Annotated in this window: 27 protein-coding genes; 21 read left to right on the forward strand and 6 right to left on the reverse strand. The window is 67.6% G+C overall.

Annotated elements, in window-relative coordinates; all coding sequences use genetic code 11:
* Nucleotides 1-26 precede the first annotated feature (26 nt).
* From hemC to JZY91_RS00835, 17 genes are all read left to right on the forward strand, one after another.
* Nucleotides 27-911: a hydroxymethylbilane synthase gene (gene hemC, locus JZY91_RS00755; protein ID WP_234948105.1), complete on the forward strand. Its 885-nt coding sequence runs from the start codon at nucleotides 27-29 to the stop codon at nucleotides 909-911.
* 131 nt (nucleotides 912-1,042) lie between these two features.
* Nucleotides 1,043-2,800 (forward strand): uroporphyrinogen-III synthase, encoded by a 1,758-nt coding sequence (locus JZY91_RS00760; RefSeq protein ID WP_234948106.1) that lies wholly within the window; start codon nucleotides 1,043-1,045, stop codon nucleotides 2,798-2,800.
* Nucleotides 2,801-2,833: 33 nt separating this feature from the next.
* Entirely contained in the window at nucleotides 2,834-3,892 is a 1,059-nt protein-coding gene (hemB, locus tag JZY91_RS00765) for a porphobilinogen synthase (protein WP_234948107.1), read from the forward strand.
* 10 nt (nucleotides 3,893-3,902) lie between these two features.
* Nucleotides 3,903-4,487, forward strand: coding sequence for a hypothetical protein (locus JZY91_RS00770; protein WP_234948108.1), 585 nt, complete (start codon nucleotides 3,903-3,905; stop codon nucleotides 4,485-4,487).
* Nucleotides 4,488-4,517: 30 nt separating this feature from the next.
* Nucleotides 4,518-5,012: a hypothetical protein gene (locus tag JZY91_RS00775; protein ID WP_234948109.1), complete on the forward strand. Its 495-nt coding sequence runs from the start codon at nucleotides 4,518-4,520 to the stop codon at nucleotides 5,010-5,012.
* Nucleotides 5,013-5,021: 9 nt separating this feature from the next.
* Complete coding sequence (locus JZY91_RS00780; RefSeq protein ID WP_234948110.1) at nucleotides 5,022-7,595, forward strand: cation-translocating P-type ATPase; 2,574 nt, start codon at nucleotides 5,022-5,024, stop codon at nucleotides 7,593-7,595.
* A gap of 11 nt (nucleotides 7,596-7,606) precedes the next feature.
* Nucleotides 7,607-8,656: a uroporphyrinogen decarboxylase gene (hemE, locus tag JZY91_RS00785; RefSeq protein ID WP_234948111.1), complete on the forward strand. Its 1,050-nt coding sequence runs from the start codon at nucleotides 7,607-7,609 to the stop codon at nucleotides 8,654-8,656.
* Nucleotides 8,657-10,111 carry a protoporphyrinogen oxidase gene (gene hemG / locus JZY91_RS00790; protein WP_234948112.1) on the forward strand — a complete coding sequence of 485 codons (1,455 nt, stop codon included), beginning with the start codon at nucleotides 8,657-8,659 and terminating at the stop codon, nucleotides 10,109-10,111. It begins immediately after the preceding gene.
* Between the two features lie 3 nt (nucleotides 10,112-10,114).
* Entirely contained in the window at nucleotides 10,115-10,882 is a 768-nt protein-coding gene (locus JZY91_RS00795) for a DedA family protein (RefSeq protein WP_234948113.1), read from the forward strand.
* A gap of 38 nt (nucleotides 10,883-10,920) precedes the next feature.
* Complete coding sequence (hemL, locus tag JZY91_RS00800) at nucleotides 10,921-12,243, forward strand: glutamate-1-semialdehyde 2,1-aminomutase (RefSeq protein WP_234948114.1); 1,323 nt, start codon at nucleotides 10,921-10,923, stop codon at nucleotides 12,241-12,243.
* The gene (locus JZY91_RS00805; protein WP_234948115.1) at nucleotides 12,240-12,854 is read left to right on the forward strand and encodes a histidine phosphatase family protein; all 615 of its coding nucleotides are present in this window, start codon (nucleotides 12,240-12,242) and stop codon (nucleotides 12,852-12,854) included. Before hemL ends, JZY91_RS00805 begins: the two co-directional genes overlap by 4 nt.
* Nucleotides 12,855-12,885: 31 nt before the next feature.
* The gene (locus JZY91_RS00810) at nucleotides 12,886-13,416 is read left to right on the forward strand and encodes a TlpA disulfide reductase family protein (RefSeq protein WP_234948116.1); all 531 of its coding nucleotides are present in this window, start codon (nucleotides 12,886-12,888) and stop codon (nucleotides 13,414-13,416) included.
* Nucleotides 13,417-14,196 carry a cytochrome c biogenesis CcdA family protein gene (locus tag JZY91_RS00815; protein WP_234948117.1) on the forward strand — a complete coding sequence of 260 codons (780 nt, stop codon included), beginning with the start codon at nucleotides 13,417-13,419 and terminating at the stop codon, nucleotides 14,194-14,196.
* Nucleotides 14,197-15,828 (forward strand): cytochrome c biogenesis protein ResB, encoded by a 1,632-nt coding sequence (locus JZY91_RS00820; protein WP_234948118.1) that lies wholly within the window; start codon nucleotides 14,197-14,199, stop codon nucleotides 15,826-15,828.
* Between the two features lie 28 nt (nucleotides 15,829-15,856).
* Complete coding sequence (gene ccsB / locus JZY91_RS00825) at nucleotides 15,857-16,900, forward strand: c-type cytochrome biogenesis protein CcsB (RefSeq protein WP_234948119.1); 1,044 nt, start codon at nucleotides 15,857-15,859, stop codon at nucleotides 16,898-16,900.
* A 12-nt stretch (nucleotides 16,901-16,912) separates the two neighbouring features.
* On the forward strand, nucleotides 16,913-17,935 hold the full coding sequence (gene galE, locus JZY91_RS00830) for a UDP-glucose 4-epimerase GalE (RefSeq protein WP_234948120.1): 1,023 nt from the start codon (nucleotides 16,913-16,915) through the stop codon (nucleotides 17,933-17,935).
* The gene (locus JZY91_RS00835) at nucleotides 17,935-18,177 is read left to right on the forward strand and encodes a helix-turn-helix domain-containing protein (RefSeq protein WP_234948121.1); all 243 of its coding nucleotides are present in this window, start codon (nucleotides 17,935-17,937) and stop codon (nucleotides 18,175-18,177) included. The genes galE and JZY91_RS00835 overlap by 1 nt, the downstream gene beginning before the upstream one ends.
* A 19-nt stretch (nucleotides 18,178-18,196) precedes the next feature.
* On the opposite strand, the gene JZY91_RS00840 is transcribed toward JZY91_RS00835, so the two are convergent.
* Entirely contained in the window at nucleotides 18,197-18,472 is a 276-nt protein-coding gene (locus JZY91_RS00840; protein WP_234948122.1) for a hypothetical protein, read from the reverse strand.
* A 41-nt stretch (nucleotides 18,473-18,513) separates the two neighbouring features.
* Between JZY91_RS00840 and JZY91_RS00845 the strand changes: the two genes are divergently transcribed.
* Nucleotides 18,514-18,849, forward strand: coding sequence for a DUF4229 domain-containing protein (locus tag JZY91_RS00845; protein ID WP_234948123.1), 336 nt, complete (start codon nucleotides 18,514-18,516; stop codon nucleotides 18,847-18,849).
* Between the two features lie 11 nt (nucleotides 18,850-18,860).
* Here the strand turns inward: JZY91_RS00845 and JZY91_RS00850 are convergent, their stop codons facing one another.
* Nucleotides 18,861-19,775 carry an AEC family transporter gene (locus JZY91_RS00850; RefSeq protein WP_234948124.1) on the reverse strand — a complete coding sequence of 305 codons (915 nt, stop codon included), beginning with the start codon at nucleotides 19,773-19,775 and terminating at the stop codon, nucleotides 18,861-18,863.
* A 130-nt stretch (nucleotides 19,776-19,905) separates the two neighbouring features.
* On the opposite strand from JZY91_RS00850, the gene JZY91_RS00855 reads away from it, so the two are divergent.
* Complete coding sequence (locus tag JZY91_RS00855) at nucleotides 19,906-21,105, forward strand: HNH endonuclease signature motif containing protein (protein ID WP_234948125.1); 1,200 nt, start codon at nucleotides 19,906-19,908, stop codon at nucleotides 21,103-21,105.
* Between the two features lie 15 nt (nucleotides 21,106-21,120).
* On the opposite strand, the gene JZY91_RS00860 is transcribed toward JZY91_RS00855, so the two are convergent.
* Nucleotides 21,121-22,185 (reverse strand): 1,4-dihydroxy-2-naphthoate polyprenyltransferase, encoded by a 1,065-nt coding sequence (locus JZY91_RS00860; protein WP_234948126.1) that lies wholly within the window; start codon nucleotides 22,183-22,185, stop codon nucleotides 21,121-21,123.
* 298 nt (nucleotides 22,186-22,483) lie between these two features.
* Between JZY91_RS00860 and JZY91_RS00865 the strand changes: the two genes are divergently transcribed.
* Nucleotides 22,484-22,777 (forward strand): hypothetical protein, encoded by a 294-nt coding sequence (locus tag JZY91_RS00865; RefSeq protein ID WP_234948127.1) that lies wholly within the window; start codon nucleotides 22,484-22,486, stop codon nucleotides 22,775-22,777.
* Nucleotides 22,778-22,790: 13 nt separating this feature from the next.
* On the opposite strand, the gene menE is transcribed toward JZY91_RS00865, so the two are convergent.
* Nucleotides 22,791-23,930 carry an o-succinylbenzoate--CoA ligase gene (menE, locus tag JZY91_RS00870; protein WP_234948128.1) on the reverse strand — a complete coding sequence of 380 codons (1,140 nt, stop codon included), beginning with the start codon at nucleotides 23,928-23,930 and terminating at the stop codon, nucleotides 22,791-22,793.
* Between the two features lie 76 nt (nucleotides 23,931-24,006).
* On the opposite strand from menE, the gene JZY91_RS00875 reads away from it, so the two are divergent.
* Nucleotides 24,007-25,152 (forward strand): ATP-binding protein, encoded by a 1,146-nt coding sequence (locus JZY91_RS00875; RefSeq protein WP_234948129.1) that lies wholly within the window; start codon nucleotides 24,007-24,009, stop codon nucleotides 25,150-25,152.
* Nucleotides 25,153-25,218: 66 nt separating this feature from the next.
* Here JZY91_RS00875 and JZY91_RS00880 read toward each other — a convergent pair whose 3' ends face one another.
* Together JZY91_RS00880 and JZY91_RS00885 are read right to left on the reverse strand one after the other, a co-directional pair.
* On the reverse strand, nucleotides 25,219-26,172 hold the full coding sequence (locus tag JZY91_RS00880) for a 1,4-dihydroxy-2-naphthoyl-CoA synthase (protein WP_234948130.1): 954 nt from the start codon (nucleotides 26,170-26,172) through the stop codon (nucleotides 25,219-25,221).
* Between the two features lie 67 nt (nucleotides 26,173-26,239).
* Nucleotides 26,240-26,551: a DUF202 domain-containing protein gene (locus JZY91_RS00885; protein ID WP_234948131.1), complete on the reverse strand. Its 312-nt coding sequence runs from the start codon at nucleotides 26,549-26,551 to the stop codon at nucleotides 26,240-26,242.
* Between the last annotated feature and the right edge of the window lie 2 nt (nucleotides 26,552-26,553).

Here is a 26,553-nt window from a genome sequence, read left to right on the forward strand (position 1 = left end):
CTCGCGCATGCTGAAGAAGGATTGACATGCTGAAGATTGGCACCCGCGGGTCCCACCTTGCCACCACCCAATCCGGCCACGTCCGTGACGCGATCATCGGGCACGGCCACGAAGCGGAGTTGCAGGTGGTGACCACGCCGGGCGACCTCTCGCAGGCACCCGTGGAGCGCATCGGCGTGGGCGTGTTCACCTCCGCGTTGCGCGACGCGTTGTTCGACGGCGCGGTGGACATTGCCGTCCACTCCTTCAAGGACTTGCCGACGGCACCGGAGCCCCGCGCCCACCTCATTGTTCCCGCGCGCGAAGACAACCGCGAGGCGCTGATTGCGCGCGACGGGCTGACCCTGGAGCAGCTGCCGGAGGGGGCTCGCGTGGGTACCTCGGCGCCGCGGCGAGTGTCGCAGCTGCGCGCGCTGCGCCCTGATCTGGACATCCGCCCGCTGCGCGGCAACATTGAAACCCGCATGTCCTACGTGGAGCGCGGCGAGCTGGACGCCATCATCCTCGCCTACGCGGGACTTAGCCGCGGCGGCTACGCAGACCGCACGACGGAAGTGTTCTCGCCAGAGGTGCTCATGCCCGCGCCCGCTCAGGGTGCGCTGGCGGTGGAGTGCCGGGCGGACGACGCCGCCACGCGCGCCGTCATCGACCCGCTGTGCGACGCAGCGGCGCTGACCTGCTCCCACGCGGAGCGCCAGGTGCTGGCAACGCTTGAGGCGGGGTGCACTGCCCCGGTTGCCGCGTACGCGACGATTGACGGTGGGGAGGTCACCCTTACCGCCGGCGTCTTCGCGCTGGATGGCTCCGCCCAGCTGGTGGAGACCGCGAGCGGCTCTGAAGCTGCTGACGAGCTTGGCCAACGGGTGGCTGCCGCGCTCATTGCGCGGGGTGCCGCGGACATTATGGCGTAAGCAGTTTTTGTTTCAAGCGCTTTCCACCTTAAGGTGGAGCTACCATACGTCATCCAATCTCGGCGTTACCGGGTCCCTGAAACGGGCCCGTGTCGCCGGGATAACTCTTTGCGCCATAGAAAAGTGGTTTCATGACATCGCCCTCTACTACGCGCCCGCCGGGGAAGGTCATCTTCGTCGGTGCGGGCCCGGGCAACCCTGATCTGCTGACCATCCGTGCTCGTGAGGTACTGGAAGCCAATGCTATCGCGCTGGTTGATCCGGAGGTCTCTCAGGGGGTCCGAAGCGTTGTTGCCGCGCAGCTGCCGGTGCCCAAATCCAAGCTTGAGCAGGCTCAAGCCGACTACGAAGCGATGGTCGCCGAGGCCAAGGAGGCTGGCGCCCGCCGCAAGCCGGCGAAGCCGGCGGACCCTACAGCCGCAGAGATCGTGGAAGTGGCTCCGGGTGTGGAAACGATCGTCGATACGCTGCAGGAAGCCCTGAGTGCGTCGGCGGATGCGATTGAGCGCGGCGAGGCCGGGGACGGGGACGTGATCCGCCTGGTGTGCGGCAACCCGCTGACCCGGGATTCGGTCATGGCGGAAGTGTCCGCGGTTGCCGCGGCCGGGATTGAGTTCCAGGTGGTGCCGGGTATGTCGCTGCCGTCTACGGTGCCGTCGTTCGCAGGTATCGCCCTCGGTTCCACCTTCACCGAGACTGACCTGGCCAACGAGGCCGTGGATTGGGACCAGCTGGCCAGCGCCCCGCAGCCCCTGGTGTTCCAGGCGGCGCAGGAGCATTTGGAGGAGATGGCGGCGCAGCTGATGCAGCGCGGCTTCGCCGGCTCCACCGCGGTGACGGTGACCACGAACGGCACCACCCGCCTGCAGCGCACATTTGACGCCACGCTGGAGACGCTGGCCAAGCTGGACGCCGACCTGTCCGGCTCCCTGGTGATCACGCTGGGCACCGTTGCCGATGAACGCGCGAAGTACTCCTGGTGGGAGAACCGGCCGCTCTATGGCTGGCGCGTGCTGGTGCCGCGTGCGAAGGAGCAGGCGGGGCCGATGAACGCCCGCCTGAGCTCCTACGGCGCTATCCCGCAGTCTGTGCCCACCATCTCCATGGAACCGCCGCGCAACCCCGCGCAGATGGACCGCGCGATCAAGGGCATTGTGGAAGGCCGCTACCAGTGGGTGGTGTTCACCTCCACCAACGCTGTGGATGCCGTGTGGGACAAGTTTGAGGAGCTGGGCCTGGATGCCCGCAGCTTCGCCGGCGTGCACTTGGCCGCGGTGGGGCAGAAGACTGCGGACGCCGTGCGTGCCCGCGGCATGTTCCCCGAGGTAGTGCCGCACCGCACCAAGCAGAATGCGGCCGGGTTGGTTGAGGTGTTCCCGGAGTACGTCGAAGACATTGACCCGGTGTCGCGCGTGCTGCTTCCGCGGGCTGATCTTGGCACGGACGTGCTGGTGGACGGCCTGATTGAGAAGGGCTGGGAGGTTGACGACGTGGTGGCGTACCGCACCGTGCGCGCCGCCCCGCCCGCGCCCGAGGTCCGCGACATGATCAAGACCGGCGGCTTCGACGCGGTGTGCTTCACCAGCGCATCCACCGTCAAGAACCTGGTGGGCATTGCGGGCAAGCCGCACCAGCGCACCATCATCGCCTGCATCGGGCCGATGGCGGCGGCGGAGGCTCGGGAGCAGGGCTTGCGTGTCGACGTTGTGCCGGAGGTAGCCGATGTGCCGTCTCTGGTGGATGCCTTGGCGGCGCACGTGGCTGAGCTGCGTGCCGCCGGCCAGCTGCCGCCGCCGCGCAAGAAGCGCCGCGCCCGCAGGAAGCCGGCGGAGGCGGCCGGAGAGGCAGACTCGGGCGGCGCGGCGGGCGACGCCGCAGCCGGCGAGTAGGCCGCCGCGCAGGTGAGTCCTAAGATGGGGCGCATGGTGTTGGAACCTCAGACCCCCAAGGATTCGCCCGCCCCGCAGCAGGATTACGGCCTGCTGCGCCGCCCCCGCCGCCTGCGCCAGAATCCGCAGCTGCGCGCACTGACGGCAGAGACCCGCCTGGACCCGGCGGATTTCATCCTGCCGCTGTTTGTGGCGGACGGGATTGATCAGCGCCGCGAGATCTCCTCCATGCCGGGCGTGTACCAGCACACCCCGGACAGCCTGAAGGCCATCTGCCACGAGGCGCTGGAAGCCGGGGTTACCTGCGTAGACCTCTTCGGCGTGCCGCTGGATGAGGATAAGGACGCGACCGGGTCCGTGGCGTGGGCCGAGGACGGCGTGCTCAACCGCAACATCGCCATGCTGCGCGAGGAGTTCGGCGATGAGCTGCTGATCATGGCGGATACCTGCTTGGACGAGTTCACCGAACACGGCCACTGCGGTGTGGTCACCACTGACCGCTGGGGCCGCGAAGTGGTGGACAACGACGCCACGCTGCCGCTCTACCGCGACATGGCACTTGCGCAGGCGCGCGCCGGCGCCCACATTGTCAGCCCCTCCGGCATGATGGACGGCCAGGTCGGTGTGATCCGAGAGGCGCTGGACGCGGAGGGCTTTGCAGACGTGGCTATCATGGCGTACTCCGCCAAATACGCTTCCAAGTTCTTCGGCCCGTTCCGCGACGCGGTGGGCTCCTCGCTGAAGGGGGACCGCCGCACCTACCAGCAGGACCCGGCGAACGTCCGCGAGTCCCTCCTGGAGACGCAGCTGGATATCGACGAAGGCGCGGACTTTGTCATGGTCAAGCCCGCACTGCCGTACCTGGATGTCTTGGCCAAGGTGGCCGAGATGTCGCCCGTCCCGGTGGCGGCCTACCAAGTGTCCGGCGAGTACGCCATGCTCAAGGCGGCCGGCAACAACGGCTGGATCGACTTCGAAGCAACGATGATGGAGGCGCTGATCTCCATCAAGCGCGCGGGCGCGGACCAGATCCTCACCTACTACGCCATTGAGGCGGCGCGCGAACTCACAGCTGGGCGGACGCATGGTTAGCCTGCCGCCGGTGAACCCCAACTCGGGCTCTCGTGTGGAGCCTGAGGCGGTTGAGGGAACGTCGAAAAGCAAAAACGGCACCCCGGAGGCTGTCCGCTACATGCTGGTGTGCTGGGCGGTGATGATTGCCGGGGAGCTGCTGCACCAGATCCTGACTGTGGTGTCGGTGGTGATTGATCCGGCGCCGCTGAAGGAATCCGCGCGCGCCGCGGCGAAGGCGCGCGGGCAGGAACTCACCGACGCGATGATCTCCACCGGCGTGTGGGGCTCGGTAACAGTGATGGCCCTGATCCAACTGGTGTTCCTGGGGCTGTTCACGGCGGCGCTGGTGGCGATTTCGCAGCGGCGCAAGTGGGCCCCCAACGCGCGCCGGATCCTGCAGATTTTCTCCATCTTCTTCGCGCTGCGTGCGCTGACGCTGTTCATGATGCGCCCGGCATCCACCGCGGTGCCGGTGGCGTTCTACGCGTTCGACGGCGTCATTCAGATCATCCTGGCCGTGGCGGGCGTACTGGGACTGTTCTACAGTTCTCAGAAAGAGGCGCTGGACTACCTGCCCGACCAGCGCCCGCCGCAAGGACCCGCGGGCGCGTAACACGCTGCACTTTTAAGGAGCCCTCCCACAATGGCTGGCATGTTTCCCACGATGGTGGCGGACCGAAATGACCCGAACCGCCGCTACACCGGCGGGCCGTCGGAGGCGTGGCCGGGGTCCCTGCGCATCGGCTACTGGCTAGTGCTGATTGCCGCGGTGATGATGCTGCTCACCGGCATGCTCATGCTCTCCGCGGGCGCGCCGGAGGAGATTGACGCTGAGACGCTGAAGCAGTTCACCACCAACATGCGCATTGTGGCGGTGGGCAACATTGTGCTGGGCCTGGGATTGACGGCGCTCGCGTCCTACTTTGAGCGCGGTTCCAAGCAGGCGCGCCGCTGGGCGTCCGGGTTGATCGGCCTGACTATCTTCCTGAACCTCGCGGGTTTTTACGTCGGCGTGTCCGGGTGGGCCACCTTTGCCATCGTGGTGCTGCTGGGCCTTGCTGTGTTCTTCATGTTCCGCCCGGCGGCGAACTCCTTCGTCGACCACCGCAGCGGCGACCTTTGGCTGGGTGTGGAGTAGGGGCGAGGCGTGTCTATCCACGACGCGGAAGCGACAGAAAGCGCACTTTCCAGCTCCATCGCGGAGGCCCGCTCCGCCGCCAGGTTGGCCGGCATTGAGCCGGGCGGCGGCCGGGTGTTCGGCGACGAAGACGAACGCCGGGCCAACTGCTCTTACGCCTACCAGCTGAGCGACATCAAGGACGGCCCGCAGCTGGCGGACATCGAGGAAGCGCTCGAGGCCATCCCAGGCGTGTCCGTCCAGCTGGTGTATTCCACGTCCATGGCGTGGATTACCGCGCCGGCGGACCTGGACCCGCAGGTGCTGGAGGACATCATCGCCGGCTTCGGCGTCACCACCACCATGACGGATTCCACGCTGCGCCGCCAGGCACTGCGCGGCGAGATGGAGCGCCGCTCTCCGCGCCTGAGCACGCGCGGCATGTCCGGCCGGATCCGGCGCCGCCGCCAGCACGCGCAGGAGGACCTGACCGCCGCGCGCGAGGCCGGCTTTGTGCGCCGTGCGGCGCGGTCCGCCGCCAGCTCGGACGTGCTGTTCACTGCGCGCGACCTGGTCACCCCCACCAGGCTGATCATGGCCATTGTGCTGTCTTTGCCGGTGATTGTGCTCAGCTACGGCCCCGGGCTGCAGTTCCCCGGCTGGCAATGGGTCTGCTTCGCGCTGGCCACCCCGGTGGCGCTGTGGTGCGCGCTGCCGTTCCACCGCGCGATGGCGGGCGGTGTGCGCCGCGGCATGTCCGCGCTGGACGGCGCCAGCTCCATCGCGGTGTTGGCCGCCTACGTCTGGTCCGCCGCCGCACTGCTGTTCACGGATGCCGGCACCATCGGCTGGACATCCAGCGGCGGGTGGATGCCCACGCGCCGCGGCGAGGACATCGAGCTTTTCCTCGACGTCGCGTGCGGCGTCACCATGCTGCTGCTCATCGGCCGCTTCAACACCAAGCGCGTGGGCGAGCGCTTGGTGGACCGGATGGCGCGCCTCACCCCGCCGCCGGAGCACGAATACACCGTGACGCGCCGCGGCAAACTCACCGATGAGCCGCTGCCGCTCTCCGAAATCAACCGCGGCGACGACGTCACGCTGGTCCGGGGGGACATTGTCCCCGTGGACGGCGAGGTCATCGGAGGTGCCGCCAAGGTGAGCCATTTGCTTATCGACGCTCCCTCCCACACCTCCGTGAAAGTGGGCGACCGCATCGCTGCCGGCACCAAGATCGAACGCGGCAAGCTCAAGGTGCGCACGGACCGCACCGGCCACGCAACCCGTTGGGCAGAGGTGAGCCGCTGGGTGGCGGACGCGACTAAGCGGCAAAACGCCGCGACGATGCTGTCCACCAAGTCCGCCGGCCTGCTGATCCCTACGGCGTATGTGCTTGCCGTGGTGGATTTCGCCATGTGGCTGCTACTCACCGGCGATTACAACGCGGCGTTTTCCACCGCGCTGGCCATCTTGGCGGTGATTGCGCCGGTGGCGTTGGCGATCTCCCCGGCGCTGGCTACCCGGAACGGCATCGAGGCCGCCGCGCAGAACGGCATCTTGGTGCGGGACGGCACGACGCTGCGCCGTTTGGACGACGTGGACACGGTGGTGTTCAACCGAGTTGGCACCCTGGTGGAGCGGGACATGACGGTGGAGACTGTCACCGCCGCACGGGGCGAAGAATCTGAACTGGTGCTCTTGGTTGCCGCGGCGCTGTTGATGGAGTCGAACCACCCGGCGTCGCGCGCCATCGTCGCTGAAGCGCGCGACGCAAAGGGATACGGCGCGCCGTGGAGAGTTGAGCCGGAGGCTGTGACCATCCATGCGGACGGGCGCTGCGAGGGCCGCGTAGCCATCCGCCCGGTGACGGATGTGCACAATCCGGACGGCACAGTGGTGCCGGTCGAAGACCGGGTAACGCACCTCGACGCTGAGCTGTGGCGCCCCACCAATCTCTCCCAGCTCAGCGGCCGTTTGGCGCTGGCGGCGACAAGCGGCGGCGCGCCCATCGTGGTGCGGTGGAAGGGTAAGGACCGCGGCGTGATCACGCTGCATGACCCGGCGAAGAACGACGCCATCGAGGCCATCGACCGGCTGGAATCCATGGGCACGACCACCGTCATGCTCACCAGGGACGCCTACGTGGTGGCCCGCCGGTTTGCGGACATGATGGGCATCACCTCCGTGTTGGCCGGCATCACCGCACAGGACAAGCCGGGCGCGGTGCGCCAGCTGCACACCCGCGGCGCGAACTTCGCGGTGGTGGGCACAGCCTCGGTGATGGACGTGGTGGCTGTGGCGGACGTCGGCATGATTTACGCGGAGGACGAGTTCTTCGACCGCGGCTTCAAGCAGGCGGAGATGGTGGCGGACGTGGTGTTCATCCGCGACGATGTCCTAGCCGTGCCGCAGATCATCGAGCACGGGCGCCGGGTGAGCCGCATCATCGACTCAAACATGATCTTCGCCAACGTATACAACCTGGTGGCTGTGGGACTGGCGGCGTTCGGTGTCATGCCGCCGATGGGCGCCACGCTGCTCATGCTCGGGTCCTCCCTGATCATCGAGTACCGCTCCGTGAACGCCCGCCGCTTCCCCCAGTAGGCTTGGTCATTATGACCAGACGCGAGCTGACCAACGCCCCGCTCATCGAGGCCGCCTACGGCCGCACCCCCAGCCGCACCCCGGTGTGGTTCATGCGCCAGGCCGGCCGCTCCCTGCCTGAGTACCGCCAGGTGCGCGAAGGCCTCCCCATGCTGGATTCCTGCTTCATGCCGGAGCTGCTCGCGGAGATCACGCTCCAGCCGGTGCGCCGCCACGACATGGACGGCGCCATCCTGTTCTCCGACATCGTGGTACCCCTCAAAGCCGCCGGCGTCGATGTAGAAATCGTCCCGGGCCGCGGCCCCGTCATGGGGGAGGCGATTCGCTCGAAGGCGGACGTCGATAAGCTCCCAGTGCTCGAGCACGAGGTGCGGGAGGTTGCGGAGGGGATCCGGATCATCCTGGAGGAGCTGAACGAGCGCCAGGCGCTGATCGGGTTCGTCGGCGCGCCGTTTACGCTGGCCAGCTACCTGGTGGAGGGCGGGCCGAGCAAGAACCACGAGAAGACGAAGGCCATGATGCACGGTGAGCCGGAGACGTGGCACGCGCTGATGCGCAAACTCGTGCCCACCATCGTGGCGTTCCTGCGCACGCAGGTGGAGGCGGGCATTGACGCGATGCAGCTGTTCGACTCCTGGGCCGGCTTCCTCACCGAGGCGGACTACCGCAGCCACGTGCTGCCGTACTCCTTCGAGATCCTCGAGTCCGTCGCCGGCGAGATCCCGCGCATCCACTTCGGCGTGACCACCGGCGAGCTGCTCGGCGCCATGAGCGAGGCCGGCAGCGAGGTCATGGGCGTGGACTGGCGCGTCCCCCTCGACGTCGCCGCGTCGCGCTTCGCGTCCCCGCGCGTGTTGCAGGGCAACCTCGATCCCGCCATGCTCTTCGCGGGCGAGGAGGTGGTGCGCCGCGAGGTCGCGCGCATTAAGGGCGAGGCCAAGCGCGCGCTTAACGACGGTACCGCGACCGGCCACATCTTCAACCTGGGCCACGGCGTGCTGCCCACCACCGATCCGGACGCGATCACGCAGGCCGTGCGCATGATCCACGAGGAGGCATAAATGCGTATCGCGATCATCGGCGCCGGGCTGGCCGGCCTCACCGCCGCGTATGAGCTGCGCGATTCCGGCCACGAAGTCGACGTCTACGAGGCCACCGACCGCCTCGGCGGCAAACTCTTCACCGTGCCCTTCGAGGTCGGGCCGACGGACATGGGCGCGGAGGCGTTCATGGCCCGCCGCACCGACGCTGTGGAGTTCTTCACCGAGCTCGGCCTCGCGGACTCGCTGGTGGAGCCGTCCGGCCTGGGCTCGCTCGTCTACGTCGACGGCCGCACCGAGCCGCTGCCCCGCGCCGGGATCATGGGCATCCCCGCCACATCCGAGCCGGTCAAACACCTGGTTTCCGCTGAGAGCGCCATGCTTATCGACGGCGAGGGGGAGCAGCCAGGTTTCGAGTGGGAGCCGGGCCAGGATATGAACGTGGGTCAGCTGGTGCGCGAGCGCTACGGGGACGAGGTGGTGGATAACATTGTCACCTCGCTGCTTGGCGGCGTGTACTCCTGCGCTGCGGATGACCTGGGCGTACGCGCGACCATCCCGCAGCTGGCCGCCGAATTCGACCGCATGGCCGCCGACGGGCCGAACCTGGGCGTACGCGCGACCATCCCGCAGCTGGCCGCCGAATTCGACCGCATGGCCGCCGACGGGCCGATCCACCTCTCCACCGCCGTGGCCAACTTGGAACGCGCCCGCAAGGAGCTGCCCACCGGCCAGGGTGCCGTGTTCAACGCCTTCCGCGAGGGCTACCAGGAGCTCTACGAGCTGCTGGCGGAGAAGTCCGGCGCGGACATCTACGTCGACGCGTTCATCTCGCAGATCGCCCGCCACGCCGGCGGGTTCACCTTCAAGGGCGGCGAGCGCGACGAAGACGGCAAGGATATTGTCTACGACCGCGTGATCCTCGCCGTTCCCGCGCCGACCGCGTCGCTGCTGCTCAAGGGGGTTGCCCCGGAGGCGTCGTCAAGCTTGAGCTCTGTGAAACTAGCCAACTCCGCCGTGGTGGGCATGCGTTTTGCCACGGACGAGGGCCTGCCGCAGAACTCCGGCATCCTCGTCGCGGCGGGGGAGGAGAGTGTTCGGGCGAAGGCGTTCACGTTCTCCTCGCGCAAGTGGCCGCACCTCGCGGAGCGCGGCGGGGCACTCGTGCGCGCGAGCTTCGGCCGCTTCGGCGACGACGTCGCGCTGCGCGCCTCCGAGGACGACCTGGTGGACTGGGCGCTCGACGACCTGCAGACCATCACTGGCTTCGACGGCCGCGCCGCCGGGCTCGAGGAGATCTACGTGCAGCGCTGGTTCGGGGGGCTCCCGCGTTACGACGAAACCCATCTCGCCACCGTGCAGGACGTCCTGTCCAAGCTGCCGGAGGACGTGGCCGTGGTCGGCGCGTGGGTCGGCGGCGTGGGCGTGCCGGCCGTAATCGCCCAGGCGCGCGTGGCCGCCCAGGGGCTGGTCTAGGCGATGAGCGACAACCGCGACGCCCCCGCCAACCCCGCCGCGCCCAAGGAGAAGGAGTGGTGGGAGGAAGACGGCCTGCCGTGGAACTCCAAACCCACCAAGGCGGATTACTGGTGCCTGGCCTGGTTCGGGTTCGTGGGCCTGTTCGGCTTAGGGATGATCCCGCTGCGCGCCTGGCTGCTTGGCCTGGACCCGCCGATCATGCTGGCGCTGACGGGCTCGCGGATCGGCGCGGCGTCAACTGGCGCGCTCGCGGCGGTGGGCGAAGTGAAATACTGGCTGGCGTACCTGCTCATCGGCTCGCTGGTGGCCATCAAGTTCGACTGGGTCTACTGGTGGGCCGGCAAGCTGTGGGGCCGCGGCATCCTGGACGTGCAGGCCGCGAACTCCCCGCGCGCGGCCAAAAACATCCAGCGCGTCGAGGGATGGGCACGCAAATTGGGCTGGCTCGGCATCTTCCTCGCCTACGTGCCCATCCCGCTGCCGATCGCGTTCGTGGTGTTCGTGCTCATGGGCATGACGGAGATGCCGCTGTGGAAGTTCATCGTGCTGGATTTCATCTCCAAGACGCTGTGGTCCCTGCTCTACTTCTGGCTGGGCTGGGTGATCGGTGAGCCGGTCGTCTTCGTCTTGGAGCAGTACGCAAAGGTGGCCAACTGGATCGCCATCGGCCTCCTTGTGGTGGTGTTCTGGGGCGTGTTCCGCAACCAGTCCAAGAAGCAGCAGGCGGAGGCGGAGGGCATCGGCAACGCCATCAGCGCGGGCCAGTAGGGGCTGGCCGCGAACAGTGGTGGCCTAGGATTGGGCGTATGGCTGGAATTCAAGCGTCGTCAAGCAATACTGCCCGTTCCAAGGAGCTGTACCAGCGTGCGCTCACCCTGACTCCGGGTGGCGTGAACTCGCCGGTGCGCGCGTTCGGCTCGGTGGGCGGGCAGACCCGCTTCATCGCGAGCGCGCAGGGCTCGAAGCTTATCGACGTTGACGGCAACGCCTACGTCGACCTCGTGAACTCGTGGGGCCCGATGCTGCACGGCAACGCCCGCCCCGAGATCATCGAGGCGGTGGAGCGCGCGCTGGTCAACGGCCTGAGCTTCGGCGCGCCGACGGAGGCTGAGGTGGAGATCGCGGAGATGATCGTCGCGCGCACCAGTGTGGAAGAGGTGCGCATGGTCAACTCCGGAACCGAGGCCACCATGAGCGCGGTGCGCCTGGCGCGCGGTTACACGGGCCGGCCGAAGATTGTGAAGTTCGACGGGTGCTACCACGGTCACGTGGACGCGCTGCTGGCCTCCGCCGGCTCCGGCCTGGCCACGTTCTCGCTGCCGGACTCGCCGGGCGTGACCGGCGCGCAGGCCGCGGACACGATCGTGGTGCCGTACAACGACATTGAGGCGGTGCGCCAAGCGTTCGAGGAAAACCCGGGCGAGATCGCCTGCGTGATCGCGGAGGCCGCCGCGGGCAACATGGGCACCGTCGCCCCGCAGGACGGCTTCAACGCGAAGCTGAAGGAGCTCTGCCACGAAAACGGCGCGCTGCTGATCCTGGACGAGGTGATGACGGGCTTCCGCACCTCCTACTCCGGCTGGTACGGCGTGGACGGCGTGGCGGGTGACCTAACCACCTTCGGCAAGGTGATTTCGGGTGGTCTGCCGGCGGCGGCGTTCGGCGGGCGCCGCGAGATCATGGAGAAGCTCGCCCCCCAGGGCCCCGTCTACCAGGCGGGCACCCTCTCCGGTAACCCGGTGGCGATGGCGGCGGGCATGGCGTCGCTGCGCCTCGCCTCCGAGGACATTTACCCGGTGCTGCTGCGCAACGCGGACACCCTGGAGGGCCTGATCTCCGACGCGCTTACCCGCGAGGGCGTGGCGCACCACATCCAGCGCGCCTCCACGATGCTTTCCGTGCGTTTCGGGGAGGGCGAGGGCCGCAACTTCGACGACATGAAGGCCGCGGACACCTTCCGCTACGCCCCGTTCTTCCACGCGCTGCTGGACAACGGCGTCTACGCCCCGCCGAGCGCCTTCGAGACCTGGTTCATCTCCACCGCACTCACCGCGGAGGACTTCGGCAGGATCGAGGAGGCACTGGTCCCCGCAGCGAAGGCCGCGGCGCAGGCAGGGGCTCCCGCGTGACGACGGAAGCTGTAACAACCACCGTCCACCTTGTCCGCCACGGCGAGGTATACAACCCCAAGAAGGTCCTCTACGGCCGCATGCCGGGCTACCACCTAAGCTCCCGCGGCCGCTCGATGGCGGCGGCGACGGCGCAGTTCTTCGACGGCCGCGACGTGGTGTACCTAGCAGCGAGCCCGCTGGAGCGCGCGCAGGAGACCGCGCAGCCGATCGCCGCGGTGACCGGGTTGGAGGTGGACACGGTGGCGGACGTCATCGAGTCCCGCAACACCTTCGAGGGGCTTCGCACCAAGGGATGGCGCAGCCAGCTGATTAACCCCATCCGGTGGCGGCACATGACAAACCCGCTAGAGCCGAGCTGGGGCGAGCCTTACGACGAAATCCTGGAGCGCATGCTCGCCGGGGTGGAGGCGGCGCGGCAGAAGGCCGAGGGCCACGAGGCGGTGCTGGTGAGCCACCAGCTGCCAATTGTGATGGTGCAGCGCCACGTACAGGGCAAGAAGCTGCCGCACGTGAAGCGCGAGTGCGACCTCGCCAGCGTGACCTCACTTGTGTTTGACGGCGACCGTGTTATTGACTGGTCATACGCAACGCCCGCCGCGCACATCTAGCGGGCACCGTCAACGTCAAGGGAGCCCATTCATGCACCGGAGAACCGCAGCGCTCGCGTGCGCGGCGATCATCGCTGGGCCGCTCGCCGGCTCGCTGGCCGCGTGCGGCGGCGGGGGAGACGATGCCGGCACCTTCGCCTTCCACTCCCCGGGCGGCCAGGTCGAGATCTTCTACGACGAGGCGGAGCGCCGCCCGCTCCCGGATTTCAGCGGCGAGTCCCTCACCGAGCCGGGCGCGGAGATCTCGCTGAGCGACTTCGCCGGCCAGGTCGTGGTGGAGCTGCAGGCCGGCGGCACCGGCACCGTGCTGGGCATCAACGTGCGCGATTACAACCCTGACATCTCGCGGGACTTCCTCGCCGACAGCGGCGCAACCTACCCCTCGCTTTATGACCCGCCTTTCAAAACCGCCGCCTACCTGGGCGGCGTGCCCAGCTCGGTGATCCCCACAACCGTGGTGCTGGACAACCAGCACCGCCCCGCCGCGGTGTTCCTCCGCGAGATCACGGCGGACGACATCCTCGAGGTGGTCGACCGGCTGCGCGAGGAGGGCAACGCGTAAATGGGCGAACTGTTCTCCAACCTGGCCGCCGAAGGCCCGCTGCTGCTCGGCCTCTTCGCCGCGGCGCTCGCCGGCCTGGTCTCTTTCGCCTCCCCCTGCGTGGTCCCGCTGGTGCCGGGCTACATGTCCTACCTCACCGGCGTGGTCGGCGGCGAGATGGAGTTCGACGAGACCGGCCCGCGCGTGACCAAGAAGCAGTGGGCCGTCACGGGCGCCGCCGCACTCTTCATCCTCGGCTTCACGGTGGTGTTCCTGCTGGCCACCGTCTCCGTCTTCGGCGCCATCAGCCTGATCCAGCTGAACGCGGACACGCTGATGCGCATCGGCGGGATTGTGACCATCCTCATGGGCATCGTCTTCATGGGCGCCGTCCCAGCCCTGCAGCGCGATACCCGCATGCAGCCCAAACGCTGGGCCACCTGGCTCGGCGCCCCGTTGCTTGGCGGCGTGTTCGCGCTCGGCTGGACCCCCTGCCTCGGCCCGACCTTGGCGGCGATTATCTCGGTGTCCGTCGGCACGCAAGGGCTCACCGCGGCGCGCGGGGTGCTGCTGGTCATCGCGTACTGCCTAGGCCTCGGCCTGCCGTTCCTGCTCATCGCGCTCGGCTCCGCGAAGGCCGTGCGCAGCATCGACTTTCTGCGCCGCCACTCCCGCACCATCCAAATGATCGGCGGTATCGCCATGGTCATCGTCGGCCTCCTGCTGCTCACGGGCGCGTGGAACGGCTTCATCGGCTGGACGCGCCAGCTCGTCTTCGGCTTCGGCGGCACGGTGATCTAAATGCGCACCCTCACCACCTGGGCCCGCCGCGCGTGGCACTGGCTCACCAGCATGAGTACCGCGCTCATCCTGCTGTTCATCCTCGCCCTCGCCGCGATCCCCGGGGCACTCCTTCCCCAGCGCCAGGTCAGCGCCACGCTTGTCGACGATTACTTAAAAGCCAACCCCACAATGGGGCCAATCTACGACCGTCTGCAGTTCTTCGACGTGTTCAGCTCGACGTGGTTCGTCGCCATCGTCATGCTGCTCATGATCTCCCTGGTCGGCTGCATCATCCCGCGCTCCATCGACCACTGGCGCGCCTACCGCGCGAAGCCCACGCGCGCGCCGAAGTTCTTGTCCCGGATGCCGATGCATGCGGAAGGGAGCGTCGATAAGCAATTGCCCGAGGTGGACGCGCACGCGAAGGCCGTGCTGCGGCGGTGGAACGTGGCCACCTACACCCCCGAGGAGGACCGCGCCGGCGCGTACTCCATCTCCGCCGAACGCGGGTACGCGCGCGAGCTGATGAACCTGCTGTTCCACATCGGGCTGGTGGGCATGATCGTGTTCTTCGCCGCTGGGCGCATGGTGTTTTACGAGGGCCAGGTCATCGTTGTCACCAACTCCGAATCCGAGTACGCCGTGCCGGTGGAGCGCTCGCGCGAGTTCTGCAACACCTCGCCCGCGAACTTCGACGTGTTCCGGGCAGGCTCGCTTTTCGACGGCACCGGGCTGACCCCCTTCTGCTTCGAAAGCCAGAACTTCCGCGCGGAGTACTTGCCCAACGGGCAGGCCAGCGGGTTCTGGTCCGACATCACGTACACCGACGACCTGGCGGTGCCGGTGAGCGAGTGGGAGCCGACGACCCTGCAGGTGAACCACCCGCTGCGCGTGGGCGGGGACCGCGTGTACCTGCAGGGCCACGGCTTCGCGCCGCAGGTCACCGTGACCTGGCCGAATGGTGAGACCCGCACCCAGATGGTGCAGTTTCGGCCCACGGACGTGAACTCGTTCCTGTCCTCCGGCGTGATGCGCTTCGACCCGCCCGCCGGCATGTACCCGGACCTGGCGGAGCGCCGCGAGCACCAGATCGCCGTCGAGGGCATCTTCGCGCCCACCGCGCGCTGGACCGGGCCGAACGGGGACATGCTGCAGTCCGCCTTCCCGTCCATGCAGGACCCGGCGATGGCGGTGGAGGTCTACGTGGGCGACGCGGGCTTGGACACCGGCCGTCCGCAGAACATCTTCGTGCTGGACCAGTCCCTCATCGCGGAAGGGCGCCTGCAGAAGGTGGACCGCGTCCACCTCGGGCCGGGGGAGGAAGTCACGCTGGATGCCGGCGGGGACGCGGTGACCGTGCGTTTCGACGGCGCCGCCGAGTACGCCAACTACCAAATCTCCCGCGACCCCTTCCAGGGGTGGGCGCTGGTTGCCACCGTGGTGATGCTGGCCACGCTGGCCATGTCGCTGACCATCAAGCGCCGCCGCGTGTGGGTGCGCCTTACCCCGGCGGGCGACGGCGCGACGCGCGTGGAAATCGCCGGCCTGGCGCGCACCGACCGCGCCGGGTGGGGCACCGAGTTCGAGGACATCGTGGAGGAAATCCTGGGCGGGCCGGTGGCGGCCGACCCTGCCGATGACCTTGGATGACCCCCGCCGGTGGGGTAGGTTAAGCCACATGCTGGTGGATTCTTCAATGGCGGCGTTGTCGGATCTCACGTTCCGCACCGCGTTCGTGGTCTACATCGTCGCGCTCGTCATGTCCTGCATCTATTACGGGCGCCTGGTCAGCGTGATCGACCTGCGCCGCGAGCGCGAGGCCGCGTCCGCCGCGCGCGCCCCGCAGAAGGTCGCGGTCGGTGCTGGCGGGGGCTCCGAGCTTGTCGACGATTATTCGGCGAGCGTCGACACGCGAGCCGTCGATACGCAAGCGCTCGACGCGGAGTACGCAAAGCGCGTGGACTCCGCGCGGAAGTGGGCGGGCATGACGCAGGGCCTGGTGTGGTTCGGCATCGCGCTGCACCTGGCCGCCTTTGTCACCCGCGGAATCGCGGCGGGGCGCTTCCCGCTGGGCAACCTGTACGAGTACATCCTGTTCATGACGGCCGTGATCATGGTCGCCGCCGCCGTGGTGATCCAGCGCAAGAACTGGCACTCCGTGTGGCCGTGGCTGCTGTTCCCCATGGTCATTGCCATGTTCCTGAACTCCACCGTGTTCCACCTGAAGGCCGCGCCCGTGGTGCCGGCGCTGCAGTCTTACTGGATGCCGGTGCACGTGTCCACGGTGTCCATCGGCGCGTCGATTGGCGTGGTGTCCGGCATCTTCGCGCTGCTGTACCTGCTGCGCATGTGGCAGCCGAAGGGGGAGGAGCACGGTGTCTTCGGCGTCCTGGCCAAGCCGTTGCCGAGCGCGAAGACGCTGGACCAGATCACGTACAAGACCGCGATTATCACTTTGCCGCTGTTCGGCATCGGCATCGTGTTCGGCGCGATCTGGGCCGAGGTTGCCTGGGGCCGGTTCTGGAACTGGGACGCCAAGGAAACCGTCTCCATGATCACGTGGGTGCTCTACGCCGCCTACCTCCACGCCCGCGCCACCGCCGGGTGGAAGAACTCCAAGGCGGCGTGGATTAACGTCTTCGCGCTCGCCATGACGGTGTTCAATATGACGTACGTTAACTTTGTCTCCGCTTCCCTCCACTCCTACGCTGGCCTGAACTAAGGAAACTCCCACATGAAGGTTCTCATCACCGGCGGCGCCGGCTACATCGGCTCCAACATCGCCTCCTGCTGCGCCGACAACGGCATCACCCCCGTGATCCTCGACGACTACTCCACCGGCCTACGCGTCTTCGCCGAGCGCTTCGACCACTACGAGGGCGACATCGCGGACACCGAGCTGCTCGCCCGCATCACCGAGGAGCACCCGGACATTGACGCGGTGATCCACTGCGCCGCCAAGATCGTGGTGCCGGAGTCCGTCTCCCACCCGCTGGCGTATTACGACAACAACGTGGGCAAGACCGTCACGCTCCTCCAAGCGCTCGAGGCCGCCGGCATCACCCGCTTCCTCCTGAGCTCCACCGCGTCGATGTATGAGCCGGGGCCGGACTACATGGTGGACGAGGGCAGCGCGGTCAACCCGCTGAGCCCCTACGCCGCGTCCAAGCGCATGGTGGAGCGCGTGCTCGAGGACGCCTGCGCCACCGGCCGCCTCACTGCGCTGAGCTTGCGCTACTTCAACCCCATCGGCGCGGACCCGCAGCTGCGCACGGGCCTGCAGAACCCCCACCCCACCCACGCGCTGGGCAAGATGATTGAGGCGCACACCACCGGCAAGCAGTTCACCGTCACGGGCGTGGACTGGCCCACCCGCGACGGCTCGGGTCTGCGCGACTACATCCACGTCTGGGACCTCGCGCGCGCACACGTCAAGGCACTTTCGCTTATCGACGGTTCCGAGACCGGCACCTACAACGTCATCAACCTGGGCACCGGCCAAGGCACCACCGTGTTCGAGCTGGCCGACGCGTTCGGCGAGGCCACCGGCACCCCGCTCGACGTGACTACCGCCCCGCCGCGCGACGGCGACGTGGTCGGCTGCGCGTCCCGCACCGACAAGGCCGCCCACCTCCTCGGCTGGACCGCCGAGCGTTCCATTGCAGACGGCGTGCGCGACTCCCTCGCGTGGGCGGAGAAGCTGGCAGGGGTGTTGGAGGAAGAGGAGAAGCTGCGAGCGTCGGAAAGCGAAAGCTAGTGCCGCCCCGCGCTAAGCAGGGGAAAGCGGCGAGCGAGGACCCGACGCTGATCGCGTTCGGGGAGCAGATCGCCGAGCGGCGGCGAGCCCAGGGGCGGCTGCAACAGGACGTGGCGGACGCGGCCGGGGTGTCGCGGTCGACGCTACACACCATCGAGCACGGCGGGGCGGGCGTGCGGTGGGAGAAAGTTGTGGCCGTGGCGGGGGCGCTGGGGCTCGAGCTGCGGTTCGTGGAGGGGTAGGGGCCGGGCTTAGGCGGGTTTAGGCCTCCGGCGCGGCTCCGGAACCGCCCTCACGGCGCCGGCGGCGCTCCTCCTCCTCGCGGCGCTTGCGCTCCGCCTCTTCCTTGGCGCGGCGCTCTTTGAAACGGTTTTTCTCGATGTTCCAGAGAAACTCCTCATCATCGTCCGGGCCCTTGATGGCCGGGCGCTGCTCCTGCTGGACGCTGCCGTAGCGCTCGTTCGACCCGGGGCCGAACGCGCGCCACATGAGGTAGACCGCGAGGATGACAAGAACGACGAGGAGGACTCTGCCCATGACTACCAACATTACTTGGTGCGCCGTTAAGGTTGGAAGACGTGACTGAGCAGACCGCACCGCGCCCAACCCCCGCCGGCCCGCCGGAGGTGGACCCCCGCGCGCGGCAGCGGGCCAGGCGCGCCGCCGCCGTATACGGCCTGTACCGGCTGCTGCTGTTTGTGGTGCTCACGGTGGTGATCCAGGGGCTCGCGCTGTTGATCGGTGCCCCGGTGCCACTGGTGATGTCCGCGCTCCTGGCGCTTTTGGTGGCGTTCCCACTGTCCATGCTGGTTTTCACCGATCAGCGCGTCGCCGCCACCGAGGCCCTGGCGACCTGGAAGCAGCAGCGCGCCGCGCGCAAGGACTGGATCCAGTCGGAGCTCGCCGAGCGCTAGCCGCCGCGCGGCTACCCGCCGAACAGGAACGCGATCACCAGCATCGCCGGCAGCGACAGGAATGTCGTGATGAACACCGTGTCCCGCGCCACCGTCTCGCCCGTGCGGTAGGTGGCGGTGTAGTTGTACACGTTCTGCGCGGTGGGCAGGGCGGCGAGGATGATCGCCGCGTACAGCTCCCCGCCGGTGAGCCCCAGCGCTGCGCCGCATGCCCACGCGATGGCCGGCATGCCCACCAGCTTCAGCGCCGACGCCGTGACGGTAGGCAGCGGGTCCTCCTGCAGCACCTTGTCGCCCTTCAGGGAGGCACCGAAGCTCATCAGGATCATGGGGATCGATGCCCCGCCGAGGATCTCCAGCGGCGCCATCACCGGCTCCGGCACCGTCCAGTTCGCGGCGGAGATGACAAATCCCACCGCCGCCGCGATGACCATCGGCGCGGTCAGCCCGGAGATGATCGCCTTGCGCGTGGAGCCCTTCTCGGCCCCGCCCCAGTTCAGGCCAGTGATGATGATCGGCGTCAGCACCGCCACCTGCAGCACCAGCGCCGGGACGACGTATGTCGGGTCGCCGATGACGTAGATCGCGATCGGCAGCCCGATGTTCACCGAGTTGTAGTAGCTCGAGCTCGCCGCGCCCGCCATGGTCTCGGGGATGCTGCGGCGGAAAAACACCGTGCTGAGCACCCAGTACGCGGCCATCGTGGCCACGGACGCGATGGCGATCACCAGCACGACGGGGGAGTAGAAGGCGGCGGTGTCGGACGTGGCCACGCGGTGGAAGATCAGCGACGGCGTGGCCACGTAAAACGCGATCTGGTTGAGCATCAGCCGGTTGCTTTGCTTGATCACGCCCCGCTGCGCGAGCAGGTACCCCGCCCCGATCACCACAAAGATGATCGAGAACCCGGTGAGCACATCCAGCACGTTTCCCCACCCTCTTTCGCGACTCTGACCCGCATGATCCTAGCCCCCGCTGGCGGTTCCCTCGATTTGCGCACCATAGTGAACGCGCAGGGGGTTCCGGCGCCGGCCGGCCGCGGTTAGCGTCGGGGGCATGAATCTGATGTCGTTCCTCGAGGCCACTGCCGGCGATCCGCTGAGCACACTGGCCGGGTTCGACATGGACACCGCCGTCGCGCTCGGCATCGAGCCCACCAGGGCACGCTTGCTTGACGACGTCCACTCCGCCTACCTCGCCCCCTCCAACGCCCACAAGCAGCAGGCGAGGGCCGTCGGATTGGTGCAGCAGGCCGGGTTGTCGTTGCATCACCTGATGTACTTAGAGAATCACCTGAAGCGTGTGCCTGCCCGTGAGCGGGGCGCGAAGCGTCTCGTTGCGCTCACTGAAGCCGCAGCTAAGCCACCCAAGAACTACAACGCGTTCACCCGCACCGTGAAGGCCGCGGTGCCGCTGGAGCAGAAGCCGCCGCAGGATACCGCGTCCTTCGGGCGTAACCGGATGGGTAAGACCCCGGTCAACATGTGGATGGACGAGCACGACGCTGCCGACCTGCAGCACGCCGCCCGCCACAACATCGATACGACGAAGCCCGCCGGCCCGCAGATGCTCCAGAACCTGTTGCGGATTTTCCGCGCCAACGTGGGAGCTACCGCCGGCGCCGGAGACCCGGCTCGCGCGGGCGACGCTCCCGGCGCATCCCACCCGGCCGGTTTCGATGCCGTGGCCGGCGCGAACGCCACCGCCAGCGCGGCCGGCACCATGCCGGTGCCGTTCTCGGTGCCCCGCCCGATCATCAACGTTCAGCTGCCGGACTGGGTGAGCATCTTGGAAGGCCGCGGCGACGAGGTGATCCTCGGCCTCACCGACGGCACCACCATGACGGGCGCCGAGTTCCTGCAGCGGTTCGTCGCCACAAAGGCCAACCACCTCGAGGCTGCCCTGTTCAAGCCCGGCGAGGGCGCGGTGAACCTCTACCGCATGGACCGTTTCGCCAACGCCAAGCAGCGCGACCTAGCCAGCATGGTCAACCCCGTGTGTCCCTGGCCGGACTGCACCAGCCCGGCGGTGCACAACCAGGCCCACCACGTCACGCCGTGGAAGCACGGCGGCCAGACCAACTTGAACAACCTGGTAATGGTGTGTCGCTATCACAACCACGTGAATGACGATGACGTCGGCAGGCGAAAACGCGGCCGCATCGAGATTAGGAACGGGGAGGGAGTCTGGGTGTCACCCCGCGGCTTCCCCGTGCCTAACCCCTACCACCCGTACGGCGCGATGCGCCCAACCTAAGCCTGCCGTCACGCCCTACCTCACCGTCAGGAACGGCAGCGTCGGCGGGACCGGCACCGTCGAGTACTGCACCGGCTGCCCCCACAGGTAGCCGCCCCACGCGAGCGCGATCGCGGTGATCACCGCCCAGATCAGCATCGCGCGCCCATTCATGCCCAGCACCGGGATCAGCGCCTTGCCGCTCGCGCCGCGACGCACCGTCAAGATGGAGGCCACGGTGAAGGGGAGGGCGGCGAATGCTGCGAGCGTCGGAAAGAAGCCCCAAGCTAGGACCAGGGAGACGGCGAAGGGCACCAGGGTAAGCACCGTGAACAGGGTGCGCGCTGCGCCGTCCCCGAGCTTTACAGCGAGCGTTTGCTTGCCGACGCCCGCATCAGTCTCAATATCCCGAATATTGTTGGCCAAGTTCACCGACGCCGAGATCGCGCCGATCGCGACCGCGCAGAGGGTGCCCTCCCAGCTCACCATGCCGGACTGCGTGAATTCGGTGCCCATGACGGCGACGAGGCCGAAGAAGATGAAGACCGCGACCTCGCCGAAGCCCGAGTAGCCGTAGGGGCGCGAGCCGCCGGTGTAGAACCACGCCGCGAGGATGCAGACTGCGCCGACGAGCACCAGCCACCACGAACTCATCGCCGCCAGGATGATGCCCAGGATCGCGGCCGCGGCGAAGGCGGCGAAGGCGGCGAGCTTCACGTCTTCCGGGCGCGCGAGGCCGGAGGCGGTGAGGCGGGTGGGGCCGGAGCGGTCGTCGTCGGTGCCGCGGATGCCGTCCGAGTAGTCGTTGGCGAAGTTCACGCCCACGATCAGTGCCCACGCCACGCCGAGCGCTAGCAGCGCTTTGCCCAGGTGCGGGGATCCCCAGAAGGCGGCGGCTCCCGTACCTGCGATGACGGGCGCGAACGCGTTTGGCCAGGTGTGCGGGCGCGCGGCCTGCCACCAGTCGGCGAGCGTCGCGGCGTTGCGGGGCGCGGTGGGTGCGGTGGGTGCGGTGGGCGCGGTGGGCGCGGTGGGCGCGGTGGGTGCGGTGGGTGCGGTGGAACCTGTCGAGTCAGCGGGGCCGGGCTGCGGTTGCGTCATGCCCACCATCATGCCCCCTTGCGGGTCTAGAGGGGGCGGATGAAGGGGCGGCGTTGCTTGTGGCGGTACCGGGCTGGCTGGTGGAGCGCGGCGTTGGCTGGCTTGTGGAGCCTGGCCGCAAAGGACTTGGCGTTGCGGGCGCTGGCGTAATGGGAGCTGACGTACTTTGGATTCGTGGTCTGAGTTTTCCTGTGGAGCGTCTCGGTCCTCACACCCCCTGATTATCGCGCAAATTACAAGGGTGTGAGTCCGCCTAGGGTGGCGACGCGATGAACATTCGGTGAATACCATTTGCTTCATGAGGCAAAACAAACTTGGTGTGGCGGCTGCGGCATTGAGCCTGGTGGTACCGGTGGTTGCGGTGGCGGGTCCGGTGCCGGTGGCCCACGCGTCGTCCCCCGGTTCTGCGGATCGGCTGAGCAGCGCGGCCGACGAGGCGCGCTACCGCCAGCAGCCGCTGTTCTACTTCGGCGGTTTCGCGATCTACCCGTGGGTGCTTGCGCGCTTGGTCGGCGGGGCCGCGTTGGTTGCCGCGGCGATCGGCGGGATCGTCGCCGCAGCCAAGGCCGGCGGGTCCGGGAGCAGCGCCTAAGCCCGCCGCGGGGCTAGAAGAGCTCGCGGGCGGCGGCGCGGTCCAGCTTGCCGGGGCCGAGCAGGGGCAGGGCGGCGACGCGCTTGAGCTCTTTCGGCACCTGCCAGCGGGCGAGCTCGCCGGCGTCAACCAAATCGTCCAGCGCGTCCAGCACGTCCGGCACCGCCGCCGACCCCTCGTACGCGGCGCAGATGCGCTCGCCGAGGCGAGTATCAGGGACCCCGACGACGCAGGCGTCTGAAACGCCGTCGATAAGCAACAGCACACGCTCGAGCACCTCGGGGTGGAGCTTCAAGCCCCCGGAATCGATGACGTGGTCGATGCGGCCGGAGATGTGCAAATGACCGTCGATAAGCATGCCTGCGTCGGAGGTGCGGAACCAGCCTCCAGCGAGGTCGGGGGACTCGAGTCTGCGGTAGCCGCGCGCGACCATGGGCCCGCCGAGGTGGATGCGGCCGTCGCGGATGCGGACTTGGGCGCCGGGGATGGGGACGCCGTCGTAGACGCAGCCGCCGGAGGTTTCGGAGGCGCCGTAGGTGGTCACGGGGTTGATACGCAGGCGGCGGGCCGCGTCAAGGAGCTGCGGGTTTGCGGCGGCTCCGCCGATGAGGACGGCGGTGAAGCGTCGTAAAGCATCGATGCCCTGGAGGGTGGACATGGCCTTGTCCAGCTGCATCGGGGTGAGCGCGGTGTAGCAGCGCTCGCCGGTGCGGGCCAGCTCGGCGGCGCGCGCGGCGAACTCCGCGACGTTGAAGCCGTGCGAAAGGTCGAGCGCGGCCGGCTGCACCCCCGCGACCATCGAGCGCACCAGCACCTGGATCCCGGCGATGTAGGCGGCGGGCATCGCGAGCAGCCACTGCCCCTCGCCGCCGAGCGCCTGGTGCGTCGCATCCGCGCTGGCAACAAGGTTCGCCGTGCTCAGCAGCGCTCCCTTCGGGGTCCCGGTTGAGCCCGAAGTACTGACGACGATCGCAGCATCCGCCTCCACCGCCTCCCCCGGCGCGAGGGTGTTGCGCAGCAGGTTGACGCGCACGGGGTCGTTCGCGGGGACGGGGAGGATGGTGCGCCGTCCGGTCAGCGCCTCCTCGAGCACGGGCATGAGCGCCAGTGGGTCTGCCGGGTCGACATAGGCGAGCTCGAGGAGGTTAGTCACGGGGTTTGAGCGTAGCCGGTGCGGGGTGAGGAACATCTTTATAAATCGGCGATTTATAAAGATGTATAAAGGTGGTATGCAGCGCAGTCCCTACACCCCGGGCCAAATAGCGGGGGAAATTTACGGCAGGGACCGGGTACTTGAGGGCATCCGGCGAGATCTCTCCTTCGTCATAGTGGAGCCCCATTTCGTGGGGAGGATCAGCGTGTTCACTGGTCCTCGCGGTGTTGGAAAGACCAGTTTGCTGCGGGCCGCACAGGCTTTCGCGCACGACAAGGACTTTGAGACGGTATTTGTCACCGCAGGTGATGCTCCCCTCATAGAGTCGTTAGTCTCCGAGCTGGAGCGAATCTCCGGGAGCTGGCGAGGTGCTCTTGCAGACACCCTCCATGCGCTGCTCTCCTCGGTAAGCGTTGAGTTAGGGCCCGTCACGTTTGCAGGAGAGTTGGGTAAATCTCGCGTGGTAAGCGGTGGAGCTGCGCAACTCCAGCAGCTACTCGTGGCAGCTGGCAAGGCCGCTGCGGAACGATCATCAGGTTTGGTGGTCTTCATCGATGAAATCCAAAGCTCAGATGCGGATGGGCTGCGCGCAATGGCGTATGCCTGGCAGCATATGCAGGCAGAGAATCCCGAGCTTCCAATGGCGTTGTATGCCGCGGGACTTAGCCATTCGCAAGACGTAATCACAGACGCGGTGAGTTTCGCGGAACGCTTTTACTACGAGTATCTGCAAGGACTGGATGAGCAGGATTCGACTAGTGCTCTCGTGGCTCCTGCCAAGGCCAAGGGTGTCAGCTGGTCTGCGGCGGCGCTGGAGCAGGCACTATCGCTGGCTCAGGGGTATCCCTACTTTCTTCAGGTGATTGGAGACTGCGCCTGGGAGGCAGCGGGGTATCCCGGTGCGGGTTCGACTATCGATGTTGCCCAAGTACAGGGTGCACTCCAGCGCTTCGAGCAAATGCGGAGTACCTTTTTCCGCGCTCGTTGGCAGAAAGCAACCGAAGCAGAAGCGCGGCTTTTAACGGCTATGGCTTCGTTGGGGGAGGGACCTGTTAAGCGCGGTCTTGTCGCCGAGGCGATGGGGAAAGGCAGTACCGATATCAGCATGGCCCGAAGGGCTTTGCTGGATAAGGGGTTAATAGATGCCACGAGTCACGGCTTCTTGGCCTTCACTGCTCCCGGATTCGCGGAGTTCATCCGAAACGAAACGGGGTCCGAGTAACTTTTTATAATTCGGCGATTTATAAAGATGTATAAAGGGATCCTGCGCCCTGGTAGGAACCCCACGCTAGTAGTAATAGGGGAACTGCTCCCAGTTCGGCGGGCGTTTCTCCAGGAAGGAGTCGCGGCCTTCGACGGCCTCGTCGGTCATGTACGCCAGGCGGGTCGCCTCGCCGGCGAAGACCTGCTGGCCCATGAGCCCGTCGTCGGTGAGGTTGAACGCGAACTTGAGCATGCGCTGGGCGGTGGGGGACTTGGTGTTGATTTCCCGCGCGGCCCGGATCGCCTCCGCCTCCAGCTCGCCGTGGTCGGCGACGATGTTCACCGCACCCATGCGCTGCATCTCCTCGGCGCCGTACGTCCGGCCGAGGAAGAAGATCTCGCGCGCGAATTTCTGCCCCACCATCTTGGCCAGGTAGGCGGAGCCGTAGCCGGCGTCGAAGGACCCGACGTCCGCGTCGGTCTGCTTGAACCGCGCCTCCTGCCGCGAGGCGATAGTGAGGTCACACACCACGTGCAACGAGTGCCCGCCGCCGGCCGCCCACCCGTTCACCACCGCGATCACTACCTTCGGCATGGTGCGAATCAGCCGCTGCACCTCCAAAATATGCAGCCGGCCGCCCTCGGCCTTCACGCGCGCCTCATCCACACCCTCCGCGGTCGCGGCCGCGTCGTCGCTGTCGTGCGTCGTCGCGTACTGGTACCCGGAGCGCCCGCGTATCCGCTGGTCGCCGCCCGAGCAGAACGCCCAGCCCCCGTCCTTCGCGCTCGGCCCGTTGCCGGTTAAGAGCACGGTGCCTATCGACGGATCCCTTCGAGCGTCGTCAAGCGCTGCGTACAGCTCATCCACCGTGTGGGGCCGGAATGCGTTGCGCACCTCGGGCCGGTTGAACGCGATGCGCACGATGCCGTCCGCGCGCGTGGTGCCCACGTGGCGGTGGTAGGTGATGTCGGTGAAATCGAACCCCTCGACGGCGCGCCACTGGCTGGCGTCGAAAGGCTGCTCGGTGGAGTAGCTCATGGCCCCGATGCTACGTGGCCAAAACCAGCGCGATCGCCCCCACACCCAGCGCCAGCACCGCGCGATGCTACGTGGCCAAAACCAGCGCGATCGCCCCCACACCCAGCGCCAGCACCGCGCACGACAGCACCACCACCCGCCACAGTGCCGGCGCTACCCGCTCGTCCCGGATGCCGCGCACCTCGCGCAGGTAGTCGGCGCGGTTGGACAGCACCACGAACGCGCTGCACGCCACCAGCCCCGCGATCAGCGCCAGCACGCCCGCGCCGTACACGTCCCCCCAACGCAGCAGGATCGAAGACACCACCAGCATCGAGATCGCCGTGCGCGACCAGGACATGGAGGTGCGCTCCGGCTGCAGCCCAGGATCCGCGTGCACGG

Origin of the sequence: Corynebacterium sp. CNCTC7651, assembly GCF_021496665.1 — a bacterium.
Classification (GTDB): Bacteria; Actinomycetota; Actinomycetes; order Mycobacteriales; family Mycobacteriaceae; genus Corynebacterium.